The sequence below is a fragment of the Serinicoccus shuyuelongi genome (assembly GCF_045032955.1).
GTDB lineage: Bacteria > Actinomycetota > Actinomycetes > Actinomycetales > Dermatophilaceae > Ornithinicoccus.
On record NZ_JBJFZU010000005.1, the window covers coordinates 82,489 to 97,910 of the forward strand.

Sequence of the window (15,422 nt, forward strand, 5' to 3'; positions counted from 1 at the left end):
GGTTCAGGGTATGCGGTCGGCCCCGGCCGGCGAGGTGCCCGTCCACAGCTCCCGGCGCACCAGCCAGCGTCGCCGGCCACCGCTGGTCGCCCCGGTCTCCTGCAGCCGGGTGAACCCTGCTGCCTCGAACCAGCCGGTCAGGCCCACGTAGGCCATGCTCTGGTCGATCCGACCTCCGGAGGGGTCGACCGGGTAGGCCTCCACCGCGTCGGCACCGGCCGCGGCGGCCGCGTCGAGCGCCGCGGCCAGCAGCAGCGCGGTCAGACCACGACGGCGGAACGGCGGCAGCACCCGGACGCAGATGACGACCCACACGTCGTCGTCGTGGACGCGGACCAGCCGCCGGGAGTGCTGCACGTAGCTCATCTCCCGGCGGGGACCGCAGCCGACCCAGCCGGCCGGCTCCCCGTCGACGTAGGCCAGCAACCCCGGCGGCGACCCGGGGTGGTCGTCCGCGCACAGGGCGCGCATCGTCCGCTCCCGGACGTCGCGGCCGTCCTCGGTGATCTCGGCGGTGCGCAGCCGGTGGGCCAGGCACCAGCAGGCGGGGGCCTCGGGGCGGCGCGGACCGACGACCGCGGCCACGTCCTCGAAGCGCCCGGTCGCCGGCAGCACCTGGACGTCTGACGCCCGGAGCCGGTCCCTACCGGCGGAGGAGGTCACGACCCGGCCCCCACCCGGTGCCCACCGGTGTACACGTTGAGGGAGGTGCCCCGGTTGAACCCCAGCAGCGTCAGCCCCACGTCCTCGGCCAGCTCGGCCGCCAGCGAGGACGGCGCCGAGACCGCGGACAGGGTCGGGATCCCGGCGAGCGCCGCCTTCTGGACCAGCTCGAAAGAGGCGCGGCCGGAGACCTGCAGGACGCTCCCGGACAGCGGCAGGCCCCGCTCGCGCAACGCCCAGCCGACCACCTTGTCCACCGCGTTGTGCCGGCCCACGTCCTCCCGGAGGCAGGCGAGGACCAGCCCGTCCCCTCCCCCGCCGCCCTCCCGGTCACCGGGGAGGAAGAGTCCCGCGGCGTGCACCCCGCCGGTCCGGTCGAAGACCGCCTGCCCCTCGCGCAGCCGGTCCGGCAGCGCCAGCAGCTGTGCCAGCGGCGTGACCCCGGCGTCCTGGCCGAGGTCGAACGCGCCGGCACGGCGGACCGACTCGATCGAGGCGGTGCCGCAGATGCCGCAGGAGGAGGAGGTGTAGACGTGCCGCTCGAGGGAGGGGTCCGGGGGCGGCACCCCGTCCGCGAGCCGGACGTCGACGACGTTGTAGTCCCGCATCCCGTCCGCGCCGATCCCGGAGCGGTAGTCGATCTGGGCGACGTCGGCCCACGAGCGCACCACCCCCTCGCCGTGCAGGAATCCGACGGCCAGGTCGAAGTCGTCGCCGGGGGTGCGCATGGTCACCGAGAAGGCCCGTCCGTCCACCCTGACCTCCAGCGGCTCCTCGCCGGCCAGCACGTCCGCTCGCTCACGTGTGCTGCCGTCGGCGTGCAGCCGCCGGACCCGACGCCGCTGGGTGACCCGTGCCATGGACCCAACCTACGTCGGTGGGCGGCGCTAGGTTCGGGAGATGGACGACATGTCGGGCATGAAGGAGACGCTGCACCGGTACCTGTGCTCGGCGCGCGAGGGCCTGGTCTGGAAGGTCGAGGGGGTCGACGAGTACGACGCGCACCGCCCGCTGACCTCCACCGGCACCAACCTGCTCGGTCTGGTGCAGCACCTCGCCTGGGTGGAGGCCGAGTACTTCGGCGTTTGCTTCGGGGCGCCCTTCGACGAGGCACCCGGCTGGGACTGGGAGGCACCCGGGACCGACCCGAACATCGATCTGGTCGCCGAGCAGGGCCGGGAGGAGGTGCTGGGCCTGTACCACCGGGCCTGCGCCTGGGCGGACCGGACGATCGGGTCGACCGACCTGACCGTCACCGGGACGGTGCCGTGGTGGGCGGAGGATCGGCGCCACCCCACCCTGCACGCGATGCTCGTGCACATGAACTCCGAGACGCACCGGCACGCGGGGCACGCCGACATCCTGCGGGAGGGGCTGGACGGTCGGGTGGGCGCCCGGGAGGGCGACACCAACCTGGTGGGCGGCTACGACTGGCCGGCGCACGTGGCCAGGGTGCAGGAGGTGGCGGACCGCTTCCGGTGAGGGCGGAGCGGCTCGTCAGCGGTTCGGTATGCCCTCCGGCGCGCAGATGAAGTGCGCCACCAGGGCGGTCCACCCGGTCTGGTGCGAGGCTCCCAGCCCGGCCCCGGTGTCGCCGTGGAAGTACTCGCTGAACGTGGGGTGCGCATCCCACAAGGGCCCGGCGGGATGGTGCCGCGGGGTACCGGGGCGACGCCCGTCGGCGCCGGGGCGGAAGAGGCCGATGATCCGGTCCTCCACCTCGCCGGCGACCTGCTCCAGACCCAGTGAGCGCCCCGACCCGGTCGGGTACTCCACCTCGAGCCCGGCACCGGCGCCGCGCCCGTAGACCCGCAACGAGTCCAGCAGCAGCGCGTTCACCGGCAGCCAGACGGGCCCCCGCCAGTTGGAGTTGCCGCCGAACATGCCGGAGTCGGACTCGCCGGGCACGTAGGCCAGGCTCAGCGGCTGCCCGTCGAGGTCGACCCGGACCCCGTCCCGGTGCGCCGCGGACAGCGAGCGGATGCCGTGCGGGCCGAGGAACTCCCCCTCGTCCAGCAGCGGGCGCAGCAGCGACTGCCACTGGTCCCGGGAGATGAGCGACAGGGTGCGCCTGCTGAAGCCGCGGTGGGTGGTGTGGATCAGCGAGTCCGCCAGCTCGGGACGCCGCTCGGTCCAGCCCTGGAAGAAGTCGGTCAGGTCGGGCAGCTCGGTGGCCACCCAGTCCGGCACGATCGAGACCCCGGCGAGCGGCAGCAGCCCCACCATCGACCGGACCGGCATCCGGTAGGCGGTGCCGTCGGCGGCGACCAGCACGTCGTGGAAGAACTCGTCCTCGGGGTCCCACAGGGAGGTGTGCCGGGACCCGAAGTCGTCGAGGGCGTCGGCGATCGAGAGGAAGTGCACCAGGAACTTCGTGGACACCTCGTCCCAGGCGGCGTCCTCGCGGGCCAGCTCGGCGGACATCCTCAGCATCTTGAGGCAGAACATGCCCATCCACGCGGTGGCGTCGGCCTGCTCGAGGCGCTGCCCGCCGGGCAGCGGTTCGGAGCGGTCGAAGAGACCCACGTTGTCCATCCCGAGGAAGCCGCCCTCGAAGACGTCGGAGCCCTCGGAGTCCTTGCGGTTCACCCACCACGGGAAGTTCAGCAGCATCTTCAGCACCACCCGGTGCAGGAAGTCGCGGTCCTGGCCACCGTCGATGGTGTAGACCTGCCAGGCCGCCCAGGGGTGCACGGGTGGATTGACGTCGGAGAAGTTCCACTCGTAGGCGGCGAGCTGGCCGTTCGGGTTCATCACCCACTCCCGGCACATCAGCAGCAGCTGCCACTTCGCGAAGTACGGGTCGACGTGCGCGATCGCGACGCAGTGAAAGGCGAGGTCCCAGGTGGCGAACCACGGGTACTCCCACTCGTCGGGCATCGAGATGACCTCGGCCAGGTTCACGTGCCGCCAGCGGGTGTTGCGGCCGCCGGTCCGGCTGTGCCGACCCGGCGGCGGGGGCGGCTGGCCCGGGTCGCCCTCGATCCACCGCGCGATGTCGTAGAGGTAGAGCTGCTTGCCCCACTGCAGGCCGGCGAACGCCCGCCGGGCGACCAGCGCGTCCTGGTCACCGGCACGCTCCGGGATCACCGCCGCGAAGAACTCGTCGCACTCCCGCTCCCGGTCGGCCATCACCTGCTCGTCGAAGACGGTCGGCGCCGTCGTCCGACGCCCGTCCCGCGCCGCGTCGCCGTGGCCGGGCCCGGACTCGCTGAGCCGCAGCCGCACGGTGACGCTGGCCCCGGGCTCGACCCGGTCCAGCTGCCACCACAGGGCGACCTTGGTGCCGGTCATCCCGGGGTTACCGGCGTCGCGCTGCCCGTGCACCACGGCGCGGTCCACCGCGTCCTTGGGGTATGCCCCGGTGCCGGTCCCGGCCTCGCCCCCGTAGAGCGCGGCGTGGTTCGTCTCGTTGTCGCAGAAGACGAGGGTGGGGTCGACCCCCTCGGCGCCCGGGCCGGAGGTGGCGCTCAGCTGGAGCGACCCGAGCACCCGGTGCCGGGCCAGCACCTGGGTCAGGCCCGGCTCCCGGTGCCCGGCCCACAGGTGCGGACGACGCTCGTCCAGCCCCCATGACCAGGTGTTGCGGAACCACAGCTGCGGCACCAGGTGCAGCGGCGCGGCCTCCGGGCCGTGGTTGGTGGCGGTGATCTCGACGCAGATGTCACCGGGGGCGGCCTTGGCGTGCCGGACCTGCACGTCGAAGAAGCGGTCCTGGTCCAGGATCCCGGTGTCGGCCAGCTCGTACTCCTCCTCGTGCACCCCCCGCTCTCCGTTGACCCGGACCAGGTCGGCGTAGGGGTAGGCCTGCTGCGGGTAGCGGTAGAGCCAGCTCGCGTAGCTGTGCGTCGGGGTGCCCTCCAGGGCCCACCAGTACTCCTTGACGTCCTCACCGTGGTTGCCCTGGGGGTTGGTCACCCCGAAGAGCCGCTCCTTGAGCCGGTCGTCCTGCCCGTTCCACAGCGCCAGCCCCAGGTTGAGGAAGCCGTCGACGTCGCAGAGACCGGCCAGCCCGTCCTCGCCCCACCGGTAGGCCCGCAGGTGGCTGTGCTCAAAGGGCAGGTGCGCCCAGGCGTCCCCGTCGGCGGAGTAGTCCTCGCGCACGGTCCCCCACTGCCGCGCGGAGACGTACGGGCCCCACCGGCGCCACGGCGCCCGCGAGTCCTCGGAGGTGGCCAACCGGTCGTGCTCAGCGGTGCTCACGCCGCTCAGCGTACGGTGAGCAGATGACGGGACGAGAGATCGACGGGCACCGGGTCGCAGTCGTCGGTGCGAGCGGGGCGCTCGGCTCCCGGATCGCCCGCACGCTCGCCGACCGTGGTGCCGCCGTGCTGCTGGTGGGCCGTGACGAGGATCGGCTGCGGGAGGTGCTGGCAGGCGCCCCGGTGGTGGTGGGCGACCTCGGGGACGCCACCACGGGGGACAGGCTCGTGGCCGCGGCGCAGGAGCACCTGGGCGGGCTCGACGGTCTGGTCAACGCGGCCGGGGTGGCCGCCTTCGGGTCGCTGCTGGAGACGCCCGACGAGGTGATCGAGGAGGTCTTCACCACCAACGTCATCGGGCCGGCGTTCCTGCTGAGGCGGGTGCTCCCGCTGCTGCAGGAGTCGCGCGGCTACGTGGTCAACCTCAGCGCCGTCCTCGCGGAACGACCGATGGCGGGGATGGGCGCCTACTCGGCCAGCAAGGCCGCGCTCACCGCCCTGGACCGGGCCCTGCGCAGCGAGCTGCGGCGCTCCGGGGTGGACGTGCTGGACGTCCGGCCGCCGCATACCGAGACCGGCCTGGCGGACCGCCCGGTGCACGGGCAGGCACCCCGCCTCCCCACCGGTCTCGACCCCGACGAGGTCGCCGCCCGGGTGGTGCGGGCCATCACGGACGGCGAGGCCGACCTGGGCTCCGAGGCCTTCGGCACCGCTGGCTGAGGCTCAGACCGCGAAGTCGCGCAGCTGGCCGTGCAGGTCCTCCTCGACCTTCGCCTCCAGCCGGGTGCCCTGCCCGGTGTGCTCCTCGGAGAGCACCTGGCCCTCGTCGTGCAGCCGGGCCACCAGGTCGCCCCGGTCGTAGGGCAGCAGCACGTCGACCAGGATCTCGGGGCGCGGCAGCGCCGCCTCCACGCTCTCCAGCAGCTCCTGCACGCCCTCGCCGGTGCGGGCCGAGACGACCACCACCCGGGGGTATGCCCGGCGCAGCCGGTCCAGCACGTCGGCCGGCGCGAGGTCGGCCTTGTTGACGGCGATGATCTCCGGGATGTCGATGGTCTGCTCGTCGGCGTCGAGGACCTCGGCCAGCACCGCGTGCACGGCGGCGACCTGACCCTCCGGGTCCGGGTGCGAGCCGTCCACCACGTGCAGCAGGACGTCCGCCTGGGCGGCCTCCTCCAGCGTCGACCGGAAGGCCTCCACCAGCTGGTGCGGCAGCCGCTTCACGAAGCCGACGGTGTCGGACAGCGTGTAGCCGCGCCCCTCCTCGCTCTCGGTGCGCCGGGTCGTCGGGTCCAGGGTGGCGAAGAGCTGGTCCTGGACGAGCACACCCGCCCCGGTCAGCCGGTTCAGCAGCGAGGACTTTCCGGCGTTGGTGTAGCCGACGATGGCGACGCTGGGGACCCGGCCGGCCCGGCGCGCGGAGCGCTTGGTGTCCCGGACGGTCTTCATCCCGGCGATCTCGCGGCGCAGCTTGGCGATCCGGGTGTTGATCCGCCGCCGGTCCAGCTCGATCTTGGTCTCACCGGGGCCACGGGAGCCGATGCCCTCACCCCCGGCGACCCGACCACCGGCCTGCCGGGACATCGACTCACCCCAGCCGCGCAGGCGGGGCAGCAGGTACTGCAGCTGGGCCAGCTCGACCTGGGCGCGGCCCTCCCGGCTCTTGGCGTGCTGGGCGAAGATGTCCAGGATCAGCGCGGTCCGGTCGATGACCTTGACCTTGACGACGTCCTCCAGGGCACGACGTTGGGACGGGCCGAGCTCGCCGTCGCAGACGACGGTGTCGGCCCCCTCGGCGGCGACGATCTCGCGCAGCTCGACGGCCTTGCCCGAGCCCAGGTAGGTCGCCGGGTCCGGCTTCTGCCGACGCTGGATCACCCCGTCGAGGACGGTCGAGCCGGCCGTCTCGGCCAGTGCGGCGAGCTCGTGCATCGAGTTCTCCGCGTCCTCCAGGGTGGCCTGGCCGTTGTCCTCCCAGACGGAGGCCAGCACGACCCGCTCCAGCCGCAGCTGCCGGTACTCGACCTCGGTGACGTCCTCGAGCTCGGTGGACAGCCCGGCCACCCGGCGCAGCGCGGCCCGCTCCTCGCGGTCCAACTGGTCGCCGTCGTACTCCAGGGCCTCGGCGCGGCGGTCCGTCACGGGGTGGCGGCCCTCGGTCACGTCGTCGGTGTGCGGTGCTGGCATGGTCTCCTTCAGGTCGGGCGGGTGGGGCGGGGTGCCCCGGTATGCCGGTCGTCCCGGGTGGAACGCCTGGCCTACCGGTCCAGCCTCTCACCGGTGCAACGCCGGGGACCACCGATTTGTTGCCGGTCGCCGCGCCGTGGCCCCCTAGACTGGGCGCCGCCATGACCTCCGAGCACTACTTCTCCGCCCGGCCCGCCTCGCCGGAGGCCCTGCGCCGGGTCCCCGTCCGGCTGGCCGGCCAGGACGTCGAGGTGGTGACCGCCGGCGGCATCTTCTCCCCCGACGGCATCGACAAGGGCACCCGGGTGCTGCTCGACCAGGCGCCGCCCCCGCCCCCCGAGGGCACCCTGCTCGACCTGGGCTGCGGCTGGGGACCGCTGGCCCTCACCCTCGCGCTGCGCTCCCCCGCCGCCGAGGTGCATGCCGTCGACGTCAACGAGCGGGCGCTGGACCTGGCCCGACGCAACGCCACCGCGCTCGGGTGCCCCCGCCTGCGGGTCGCCACCCCCGAGCAGGTGGACCCCGGGGTGCGCTTCGACCTGATCTGGTCGAACCCGCCGATCAGGGTCGGCAAGCAGGCGCTGCACGAACTGCTGCTCGGCTGGCTGCCCCGGCTCGCCGGGCACGAGCGGGCGGCGGCATACCTGGTGGTGCAGAAGAACCTGGGCGCCGACTCCCTGCACAGCTGGCTGACGGCGAGCCTGCCCGAGGTGATGGGCCCGGTGCGGGTCACCCGGGAGGGCAGCAGCAAGGGCTTCCGGGTGCTGCGGGTCAGCCGGGGCTGACCTCCCGCACCAGGGTCAGCGCCTGCTCGAGCAGGTCGGGGGCGTCGTGCTCCAGCCAGACCACCCGGGGGTCCGGTCGCCACCAGGCCACCTGCCGACGGGCCAGCTGCCGGGTGGCGACCGCCGTCTCCTCGATCGCCTGCGCCGCCGTCAGCTCCCCGTCCAGCTGACGCAGCGCCTGCGCGTAGCCCACCGCCCGGGAGGCCGTCCTGCCCCGGCGCAGCCCGCGACGGTCCAGCTCACGGACCTCCTCCGGCAGGCCGTCGCGCCACATGCCCTCGGCCCGGTGCGCGATCCGCGCGGCGAGCACCTCCCGGTCCACCCGCAGCCCCAGCAGCACCGTCGGCTCCAGGAACTCCCGGGTGGGCAGCGTCGCGCTGAACGGCTGGCCGGTGAGCTCGACGACCTCCAGCGCCCGGACCAGCCGCCGTCCGTTGCGGGCGCCGATCGAGCGTGCGGCCTCGGGGTCCCGGGACGCCAGCTGCTCCTGCAGCACCCCCGGTCCGACCCGTTCCAGCTCGCTCTCCCAGCGTCCGCGGACCACCGGGTCCGTCGGCGGGATCTCCAGCCGGTCCAGCAGGCCGCGCACGTAGAGGCCGGACCCACCGACCACCACCGGCACCCGCCCCCGTCCCCGGGTCGCGGCCAGGTCGGCGCGGGCCGAGGTCTGGTAGGTCGCGACGCTGGCCTCCTGCGCCAGGTCGAGGACGTCGATCTGGTGGTGCGGGACGCCCCGCCGCTCGGGGACGGAGAGCTTGGCGGTGCCGATGTCCATGCCCCGGTAGAACTGCGAGGCGTCGGCACCGACCACCTCACCCCCCAGCTCGAGGGCCAGGGCCAGCCCCAGCTCCGACTTCCCGCTGGCGGTCGGCCCGACGACGGCGATCACCGGCGTCCCGGGGGAGGATTCGCTCTGTCGCACGGCCCCACTTTCCCACTACGTTGGGGCGATGAGCGCTCCCACCCCGCCCCCGGACCCCTCCAGCGGCCGTTCCCCGGCCAACGTCGCCGGCCTCAAGGCCCTCTTCGACTTCAACTTCGACACCTTCGTCACCCCGAGCATCGTCAAGATCGTCTACATGATCGCGACCCTGCTGGTGGGCCTGCTGACCCTCGGTCTGGTCATCAGCGCGTTCACCACCATGGCCCAGGGCGGCGGGGCCGTCGTGCTCGGCCTGCTGCTGCTGGTGGCGGCCCCGATCATCGGGCTGATCTACCTGGCCTTCGCCCGGATGAGCCTGGAGCTGTACTACGCCGTCATCCGGCTCAGCGAGGACGTCCACCACGGCCGCGGGCGGCTCTGAGCGGCGGCATACCCTGCCTGGCATGACACGCCCAGCGATCGAGGTCCACGTCATCGCCGACTCCACCGGGGACACCGCGGCCCGGGTGGCCCGCGCCGCCGCTGCGCAGTACGCCGACCACGACGTCCGCATCATGCGGCACCCGCGTCAGTCGAGCATGGAGGGCCTGGAGGACTCCTTCTCCCGGATGCACCCGGACCAGGTGCGGACCGTCGTCTTCTCCACGGTGGTGGACGAGACGCTGCGGGCCCGGGTGACCCAGCTGTGCACCGAGCGCGGCCTGGCGCACGCCGACCTGCTGGAACCGGCGGTCACCGCGCTGAGCGCCGTCACCGGGCAGGCCCCGGAGCGGGTGGTCCGGCCGGTCGGTGTCAGCGAGGACTACTTCAAGCGGGTGCACGCCATGGAGTTCGCCGTCGCCAACGACGACGGCAACCTGTCCAACCACCTGGACGAGGCCGACATCGTGCTCATCGGGGTCAGCCGCACCGGCAAGACCCCGCTGTCGATGTACCTGGGGTACCTGGGCTACCGGACGGCCAACATCCCGCTGGTGCCCGGCATCGCCCCGCCCCCCGAGCTGCGCGAGGTCGCCCGCTGGAAGCTCATCGGGCTGACCATCGACCCCGAACGGCTGCAGCAGATCCGGGGCCGCCGGGTGCGCGCCATGGGCAGCTCCGGGGTGCACAAGGACGGCTACACCGAGCTGGCCCAGATCTTCGACGAGCTGGACGAGGTGGGGCGCATCCAGCGCAGCCTCGGCTGTCCCCTGATCGACACCACCGACCTGGCGCTGGAGGAGGCCGCCGGCCGGGTGATCGAGGTGGTGGACCGGCGCCGCGAGGCGGCGCAGGGACGGTGAGCCCCGCAGCGGTAGGCTCGGCGCCACCGACCGAGGAGCAACGGCGCTCCGACGACGTATCGCGAGGAGCATCCAGATGACCGGGGAGTCCGTGCAGTATCTCTACGACATGTCCGAGGGAGACGCCTCGATGCGCCCGCTGCTGGGGGGCAAGGGGGCCAACCTGGCCGAGATGAAGCGTCTGGGCATACCCGTCCCCGACGGCTTCACGGTCAGCACCGCGGCCTGCATCGCGACCACCGCGAGCGGCGGCGAGTGGCCGGCCGGGCTGTGGGAGGACATCCTGGACTCGCTCACCCGGCTGGAGGAGCGCACCGGCCGCACCCTCGGTGGTGACCAGGACGGGGCCAACCCGCTGCTGCTGTCGGTCCGCTCCGGCGCCGTCGTCTCGATGCCCGGGATGATGGACACCATCCTCAACCTCGGGGTCGGCGACGACACCGTGGAGGCGCTCGGTGCCGAGGCCGACAACCCCCGCTTCGCCTGGGACTCCTACCGGCGGTTCCTGCAGATGTACGGCGAGGTCGTCGAGGGCGTCGCCCCGCACGCCTACGAGGACGAGCTGACCGCGCTCAAGGCCCGGCGCGGGGTGGAGCAGGACACGGAGCTGAGCACCGAGGACCTGCAGGAGCTGGTGCGCACCTTCAAGGACGTCTCCCGCCGTGAGCTGGGCCGGGACCTGCCCACCGACCCGCGGGAGCAGCTGCGCGGAGCCATCGACGCCGTCTTCGGCTCGTGGGACACCCCACGGGCCCGGGTCTACCGCCGCGCCAACGGGATCCCTGACGACCTGGGCACCGCCGTCAACGTCATGCAGATGGTGTTCGGCAACCGCGGTGACACCTCCGCCACCGGGGTCTGCTTCACCCGCAACCCCTCCACCGGGGTCAGCGAGCTCTACGGCGAGTTCCTCGTCAACGCCCAGGGGGAGGACGTGGTGGCCGGGATCCGGACCCCGCGGCCGCTGGCGCAGATGGAGGAGGTGCTGCCGGAGGCATACACCCAGCTGGTGCGGACGATGGCCGACCTGGAGTCCCACTACAAGGACATGCAGGACATCGAGTTCACCGTCGAGGACGGCACCCTGTACCTGCTGCAGACCCGCAGCGGCAAGCGCACCGCGGCCGCCGCGCTGCGGATCGCCCGGGACATGGTGACCGAGGAGGTACTGACCCGGGAGGAGGCGCTGCAGCGCGTGGAACCCGCCCAGCTGGACCAGCTGCTGCACCCGGCCATCGATCCCGAGCACGGCAGGTCCCCGGTGACCAAGGGACTGCCCGCCTCGCCCGGCGCCGCCGTCGGTGAGGTGGTCTTCGACGCCGACACCGCCGCGGAGCGCGGAGGGGCCGGCGAGGCGGTGGTCCTGGTCCGCTACGAGACGACGCCGGACGACATCCACGGGGTCATCGTGGCCCAGGGGGTGCTCACCGCCCACGGTGGGATGACCTCGCACGCCGCGGTGGTCGCCCGCGGGATGGGCCGGCCCTGCGTGGCGGGGGCCAGCAAGATCCGGATCGACGTGCCGGGCCGGACCCTCACCATCGGCGACCGGGTCTTCGCCGAGGGCGACATGATCACCCTGGACGGGTCCACCGGGGAGGTCTACGGCGAGGCGCTGGAGCTGATCCCGCCGCAGATCAACGAGGACTTCCAGGCCATCACCGCCTGGGCCGACGACGTCCGGCGGATGGGCGTGCGCGCCAACGCCGACACCGGGGAGGACGCGGCCAAGGCACGCGAGCTGGGCGCCGAGGGCATCGGCCTGTGCCGCACCGAGCACATGTTCATGGCCGCGGACCGGCTGCCCGCCGTCCGTCGGATGATCCTGGCCGAGAGCGAGGACGAGCGCGCCCAGGCGCTGGCCACGATCCTGCCGATGCAGCAGGAGGACTTCGAGGAGATCTTCACCGCGATGGCCGGGCTGCCGGTGACCGTCCGGCTGCTGGACCCGCCGTTGCACGAGTTCCTCCCGGACCTGGTCGAGCAGTCGCTGCTGGTGCAGCGGCTGGAGCTCACCGATGGTGACGCCCAGGAGCTCAGCGCCGCACGCCGGCTGCTGGGCCAGGTGAAGCGGCTGCACGAGCAGAACCCGATGCTGGGCACCCGCGGCTGCCGCCTCGGCATGCTCTACCCGGAGATCCCCGAGATGCAGACCCGGGCCATCGTCCGGGCGGCGCTGGCGGTGCGCGAGGAGCACGGTCAGACGGCCGGGGTGGAGATCATGATCCCCCTGGTGGCCTACGCCTCCGAGCTCAAGGCACAGCGCGCCGTCGTCGAGCGCACGGTCGCCGACGAGCTCGCCACCGCTGGGGCCGAGCTCGAGGTGACCATCGGCACCATGATCGAGCTGCCCCGGGCGGCGATCGTCGCCGACCAGATCGCCGAGCACGCCGACTTCTTCTCCTTCGGCACCAACGACCTGACCCAGACCGGTGTCGGGATCTCCCGGGACGACGCCGAGCAAGGCTTCCTGTCGACCTACGTCGCGGACGAGGTGATCCCGGGCAACCCCTTCGAGTCGATCGACCGGGACGGCGTCGGCGGGCTGGTCCAGATCGGCGCCGAGCGCGGGCGCAGCGTGCGCCCCGACCTCAAGCTCGGGGTCTGCGGCGAGCACGGTGGTGACCCGGCCTCCATCGGCCTGTTCGAGGAGCTGGGGCTGACCTACGTGTCCTGCTCGCCCTACCGGGTGCCGATCGCCCGTTTCGCGGCCGCCCGCGCGGTGCTCGCCCAGCGCGGCACGTGACCCGGGCCGTCCTGACCGGGCTGGCCGAGCTCGGGGGCTTCTTCGAGCTGACGCAGCCGGCAGGCACCGACGCGGTGCCCTGGTCGGTGCTGCTGGCGGACGACCCGCTCGCAGCGCGTATCGCGGCGGTACGGGGAGCGCTGGCCGCGGGCAGCGGCCTGTCCGTGGACACGGTCGACCCCAAGGTCGCCGTCTCCGCCCTGCAGGTGGGCCTGGTCTCCCGGCTCTGGTCGGTGGCCCTGGCCGGGGCGGTGCTGCACCGGTGGGTGCCGGACCTGTCCTCGGCCAACCTGCTGGCCAGTCCCGGGCACGGCGGCCCGGTGCCCCTGGCGCTCTCGGACCCGACGCGCGGGTATGCCGTGACCGGCACCGAGGCAGGTGCCGGGCCAGGTGCCGGGCCAGGTGCCGACCCCGACGCGACGACCACGGCGGCCGAGATCATCGCCCGGGTGGTCGTGCGCGGCAGCCTGCGCGACCTCGACGACGCGTGCGCCCGGGTGGGGCGGACACCGCAGCGGGCGCTGCTGAGCAACGCTTCCTCCAGCCTGGTCGGCGCGGCCCGGGTGCTGGCGACCCGCCGCCCGCCCGCCGGGCCACAGGCGTGGGCCCTGGCCCGGCTGCTGCTCCAGGACCCGGACCTGCGGCCCGGGGGTCGGGCGCTGGGCCGGGCCGGGCTGCCGACCGGCGTCGGTGGTGGCATGGAACGCCCCGAGGAGGCCTTCCTGCGGGGCGGCTGCTGCCTGTTCGACCGGCTGCCCGGGCACGGGCTGTGCCCCGACTGCGTGCGGGCGGAGCACCGGCCCGAGCTGGTCACCCCCGGTCACTGAGGGCGCTCAGGCAACCACGGGCGACGCCCGGTGGGGGATGCGGTTCAGCGGGGGCGGACCTGGCCCCGGCCGGCCTCGGTGTCGTAGCTGTAGACCTCGACGCCGTCGATCCACGTGCGCAGCACCCGGGACGACAGGTCGAAGGGGTCCCCGGACCACCAGGCGAGGTCCGCGTCCTTGCCGGGGGTCAGCGACCCGACCCGGTCGGCCACCCCCAGCACCTGTGCCGGGTTGACGGTGACCGCCCGCAGCGCGGCGTCCCGGTCCATCCCCTCGCGGACCGCGAGCGCGGCCTGGGTGATGAGGTACTCGATCGGCACCACCGGGTGGTCGGTGATGATCGAGACCTGTACGCCGGCGCGGTCGAGGATGCCCGGCGCCGCGATGCTGCGGTGGCGCACCTCCACCTTGGACCGGCTGACGATCATCGGCCCGTAGAGGACCGGCACGCCACGCTCGGCGATCAGGTCCGCGATCAGGTAGGACTCGGTGCCGTGGTCCAGGACCAGGTCGTAGCCGAACTCCTCCGCCAGGCGCAGCGCGGTGGCGATGTCGTCGGCGCGGTGGCAGTGCTGACGCCACGGGATCTCCCGGTCCAGCACCTTCACCAGGGTCTCGCTGACCAGGTCGGTCTCGACCGGGGACCCGTCCGCGGCGGCCAGCTTCGCCTGGTAGGACCGAGCAGCGGAGAAGGCCTTGCGCAGCACCAGCGCCACCCCGAGCCGGGTGGAGGGGGTCTTCTTCTGCTCGCCGTAGACCCGCTTGGGGTTCTCCCCCAGCGCGGCCTTCACCCCGGAGGGGTTGCGCAGCACCATGTCGTCGACGACCCCGCCGTAGGTCTTCAGCGCCACCGCCTGCCCGCCGATCGGGTTGGCCGAGCCGGGGTTCACGTTGACGGTGGTGACGCCCGCGCCGAGCGCGTCGTCGAAGCCCTGCTCACGCGGGTTGATGGCGTCGATGGCGCGCGCCGCGGCCATCACCGGGTCGGTGGCCTCGTTGCCGTCGATGCCGGCCCAGCCCTCGCCCTCCTCCCAGACGCCGAGGTGCACGTGCGCGTCGATGAGGCCCGGCAGGACCCACCCGCCGGCCGCGTCGACGACCTCGACACCCTCGGGCACCGGGACGTCGCTGCGACTGCCCACCGCCTCGATGACCCCGTCCCGCACGAGCACGACACCGTCCTCGACGGGGTCGGTGTCGATCGGCAGGACGCGGGCTCCGACGACGGCGAAGGTGGCGGACGAGGCGCGAGGCATGGGACTCCTTGGGTCGGGTGGACGGACCTCCACCCTACGCAGCACCCTGCTCGACTGTGATTGACGCCTCACACATCTGCCCGAATTCTCCCGGTAACGTCCTTGTGCTACGCCGTGTCGCAATGGGAGTATGGGAACACTGCGCTTGGCCGTGTCGTTGGCACAGGCAGTGATGACGGTACCGATCCCCTGCGGGACGCCGTCACAGACGGACAAGGACGTGTCGTCGCCCCGGCCAGTATCCCTGATCCTACTCCGAGCGACGACCACACGACGGCCCACCCCGGGCCCACGGAGCGAGGAGCACACACTGATGGACTGGCGCAACCGCGCGGCATGCCTGGAGGAGGACCCGGAGCTGTTCTTCCCGATCGGCAACACCGGGCCCGCCCTGCAGCAGATCGAAGAGGCCAAGGCCGTCTGCCGCACCTGCCCGGTGATCGACACCTGCCTCAAGTGGGCGCTGGAGACGGGCCAGGACGCCGGTGTCTGGGGCGGCCTCTCCGAGGACGAGCGCCGCGCCCTCAAGCGGCGCAAGGCGCGCGCCCGACGCGCGAGCTGAGCCCTGCCGCCACCCTCTCCCAGGGCGG

At 73.2% G+C, this 15,422-nt stretch carries 14 protein-coding genes; 8 read left to right on the forward strand and 6 right to left on the reverse strand.

Features of this window, described 5'->3' with window-relative positions:
• Positions 1–3 precede the first annotated feature (3 nt).
• Positions 4–663, reverse strand: a complete 660-nt coding sequence (locus ACI3EY_RS08180; RefSeq protein ID WP_405040095.1) for a GNAT family N-acetyltransferase — start codon at positions 661–663, stop codon at positions 4–6.
• Positions 660–1,523, reverse strand: coding sequence for a formate dehydrogenase accessory sulfurtransferase FdhD (gene fdhD / locus ACI3EY_RS08185; protein ID WP_405040096.1), 864 nt, complete (start codon positions 1,521–1,523; stop codon positions 660–662). The genes ACI3EY_RS08180 and fdhD overlap by 4 nt, the downstream gene beginning before the upstream one ends.
• Positions 1,524–1,563: 40 nt before the next feature.
• On the opposite strand from fdhD, the gene ACI3EY_RS08190 reads away from it, so the two are divergent.
• Complete coding sequence (locus tag ACI3EY_RS08190) at positions 1,564–2,145, forward strand: DinB family protein (RefSeq protein WP_405040097.1); 582 nt, start codon at positions 1,564–1,566, stop codon at positions 2,143–2,145.
• A 15-nt stretch (positions 2,146–2,160) separates the two neighbouring features.
• Here ACI3EY_RS08190 and ACI3EY_RS08195 read toward each other — a convergent pair whose 3' ends face one another.
• Positions 2,161–4,866, reverse strand: coding sequence for an MGH1-like glycoside hydrolase domain-containing protein (locus ACI3EY_RS08195; protein ID WP_405040098.1), 2,706 nt, complete (start codon positions 4,864–4,866; stop codon positions 2,161–2,163).
• Between the two features lie 23 nt (positions 4,867–4,889).
• Here ACI3EY_RS08195 and ACI3EY_RS08200 point away from each other — a divergent pair, with 23 nt between their 5' ends.
• Positions 4,890–5,585 carry an SDR family NAD(P)-dependent oxidoreductase gene (locus ACI3EY_RS08200; protein ID WP_405040099.1) on the forward strand — a complete coding sequence of 232 codons (696 nt, stop codon included), beginning with the start codon at positions 4,890–4,892 and terminating at the stop codon, positions 5,583–5,585.
• Between the two features lie 3 nt (positions 5,586–5,588).
• Here the strand turns inward: ACI3EY_RS08200 and hflX are convergent, their stop codons facing one another.
• Positions 5,589–7,052 carry a GTPase HflX gene (gene hflX, locus ACI3EY_RS08205; RefSeq protein ID WP_405040100.1) on the reverse strand — a complete coding sequence of 488 codons (1,464 nt, stop codon included), beginning with the start codon at positions 7,050–7,052 and terminating at the stop codon, positions 5,589–5,591.
• A gap of 161 nt (positions 7,053–7,213) precedes the next feature.
• On the opposite strand from hflX, the gene ACI3EY_RS08210 reads away from it, so the two are divergent.
• On the forward strand, positions 7,214–7,837 hold the full coding sequence (locus tag ACI3EY_RS08210) for a class I SAM-dependent methyltransferase (protein WP_405040101.1): 624 nt from the start codon (positions 7,214–7,216) through the stop codon (positions 7,835–7,837).
• Here the strand turns inward: ACI3EY_RS08210 and miaA are convergent.
• On the reverse strand, positions 7,824–8,759 hold the full coding sequence (gene miaA / locus ACI3EY_RS08215) for a tRNA (adenosine(37)-N6)-dimethylallyltransferase MiaA (RefSeq protein WP_405040102.1): 936 nt from the start codon (positions 8,757–8,759) through the stop codon (positions 7,824–7,826). The genes ACI3EY_RS08210 and miaA overlap by 14 nt on opposite strands.
• 28 nt (positions 8,760–8,787) lie before the next feature.
• On the opposite strand from miaA, the gene ACI3EY_RS08220 reads away from it, so the two are divergent.
• The 4 genes from ACI3EY_RS08220 to ACI3EY_RS08235 all read left to right on the forward strand — a co-directional run bounded on the left by ACI3EY_RS08220 (position 8,788) and on the right by ACI3EY_RS08235 (position 13,576).
• On the forward strand, positions 8,788–9,141 hold the full coding sequence (locus ACI3EY_RS08220; protein ID WP_405040103.1) for a DUF4282 domain-containing protein: 354 nt from the start codon (positions 8,788–8,790) through the stop codon (positions 9,139–9,141).
• A 22-nt stretch (positions 9,142–9,163) separates the two neighbouring features.
• Positions 9,164–10,003 carry a pyruvate, water dikinase regulatory protein gene (locus ACI3EY_RS08225; RefSeq protein ID WP_405040104.1) on the forward strand — a complete coding sequence of 280 codons (840 nt, stop codon included), beginning with the start codon at positions 9,164–9,166 and terminating at the stop codon, positions 10,001–10,003.
• A 76-nt stretch (positions 10,004–10,079) separates the two neighbouring features.
• A complete protein-coding gene (gene ppdK / locus ACI3EY_RS08230) occupies positions 10,080–12,749 on the forward strand; it encodes a pyruvate, phosphate dikinase (protein ID WP_405038841.1) in 2,670 nt (889 codons plus the stop codon).
• Complete coding sequence (locus tag ACI3EY_RS08235; protein ID WP_405040105.1) at positions 12,746–13,576, forward strand: (2Fe-2S)-binding protein; 831 nt, start codon at positions 12,746–12,748, stop codon at positions 13,574–13,576. Before ppdK ends, ACI3EY_RS08235 begins: the two co-directional genes overlap by 4 nt.
• Before the next feature lie 44 nt (positions 13,577–13,620).
• Here ACI3EY_RS08235 and ACI3EY_RS08240 read toward each other — a convergent pair whose 3' ends face one another.
• Positions 13,621–14,832, reverse strand: a complete 1,212-nt coding sequence (locus ACI3EY_RS08240) for an amidohydrolase (protein WP_405038843.1) — start codon at positions 14,830–14,832, stop codon at positions 13,621–13,623.
• A gap of 313 nt (positions 14,833–15,145) precedes the next feature.
• On the opposite strand from ACI3EY_RS08240, the gene ACI3EY_RS08245 reads away from it, so the two are divergent.
• Positions 15,146–15,394, forward strand: a complete 249-nt coding sequence (locus ACI3EY_RS08245; protein WP_010148753.1) for a WhiB family transcriptional regulator — start codon at positions 15,146–15,148, stop codon at positions 15,392–15,394.
• Positions 15,395–15,422 lie beyond the last annotated feature (28 nt).

Coding starts and splice junctions, on each gene's coding strand:
- fdhD (WP_405040096.1), bottom strand. CDS start 1,523: ATGGCACGGGTCACCCAGCGGCGTCGGGTCCGGCGGCTGCACGCCGAC.
- ACI3EY_RS08225 (WP_405040104.1), top strand. CDS start 9,164: ATGACACGCCCAGCGATCGAGGTCCACGTCATCGCCGACTCCACCGGG.
- ACI3EY_RS08240 (WP_405038843.1), bottom strand. CDS start 14,832: ATGCCTCGCGCCTCGTCCGCCACCTTCGCCGTCGTCGGAGCCCGCGTC.
- ACI3EY_RS08245 (WP_010148753.1), top strand. CDS start 15,146: ATGGACTGGCGCAACCGCGCGGCATGCCTGGAGGAGGACCCGGAGCTG.
- ACI3EY_RS08200 (WP_405040099.1), top strand. CDS start 4,890: ATGACGGGACGAGAGATCGACGGGCACCGGGTCGCAGTCGTCGGTGCG.
- ACI3EY_RS08210 (WP_405040101.1), top strand. CDS start 7,214: ATGACCTCCGAGCACTACTTCTCCGCCCGGCCCGCCTCGCCGGAGGCC.
- ACI3EY_RS08190 (WP_405040097.1), top strand. CDS start 1,564: ATGGACGACATGTCGGGCATGAAGGAGACGCTGCACCGGTACCTGTGC.
- ppdK (WP_405038841.1), top strand. CDS start 10,080: ATGACCGGGGAGTCCGTGCAGTATCTCTACGACATGTCCGAGGGAGAC.
- ACI3EY_RS08220 (WP_405040103.1), top strand. CDS start 8,788: ATGAGCGCTCCCACCCCGCCCCCGGACCCCTCCAGCGGCCGTTCCCCG.
- hflX (WP_405040100.1), bottom strand. CDS start 7,052: ATGCCAGCACCGCACACCGACGACGTGACCGAGGGCCGCCACCCCGTG.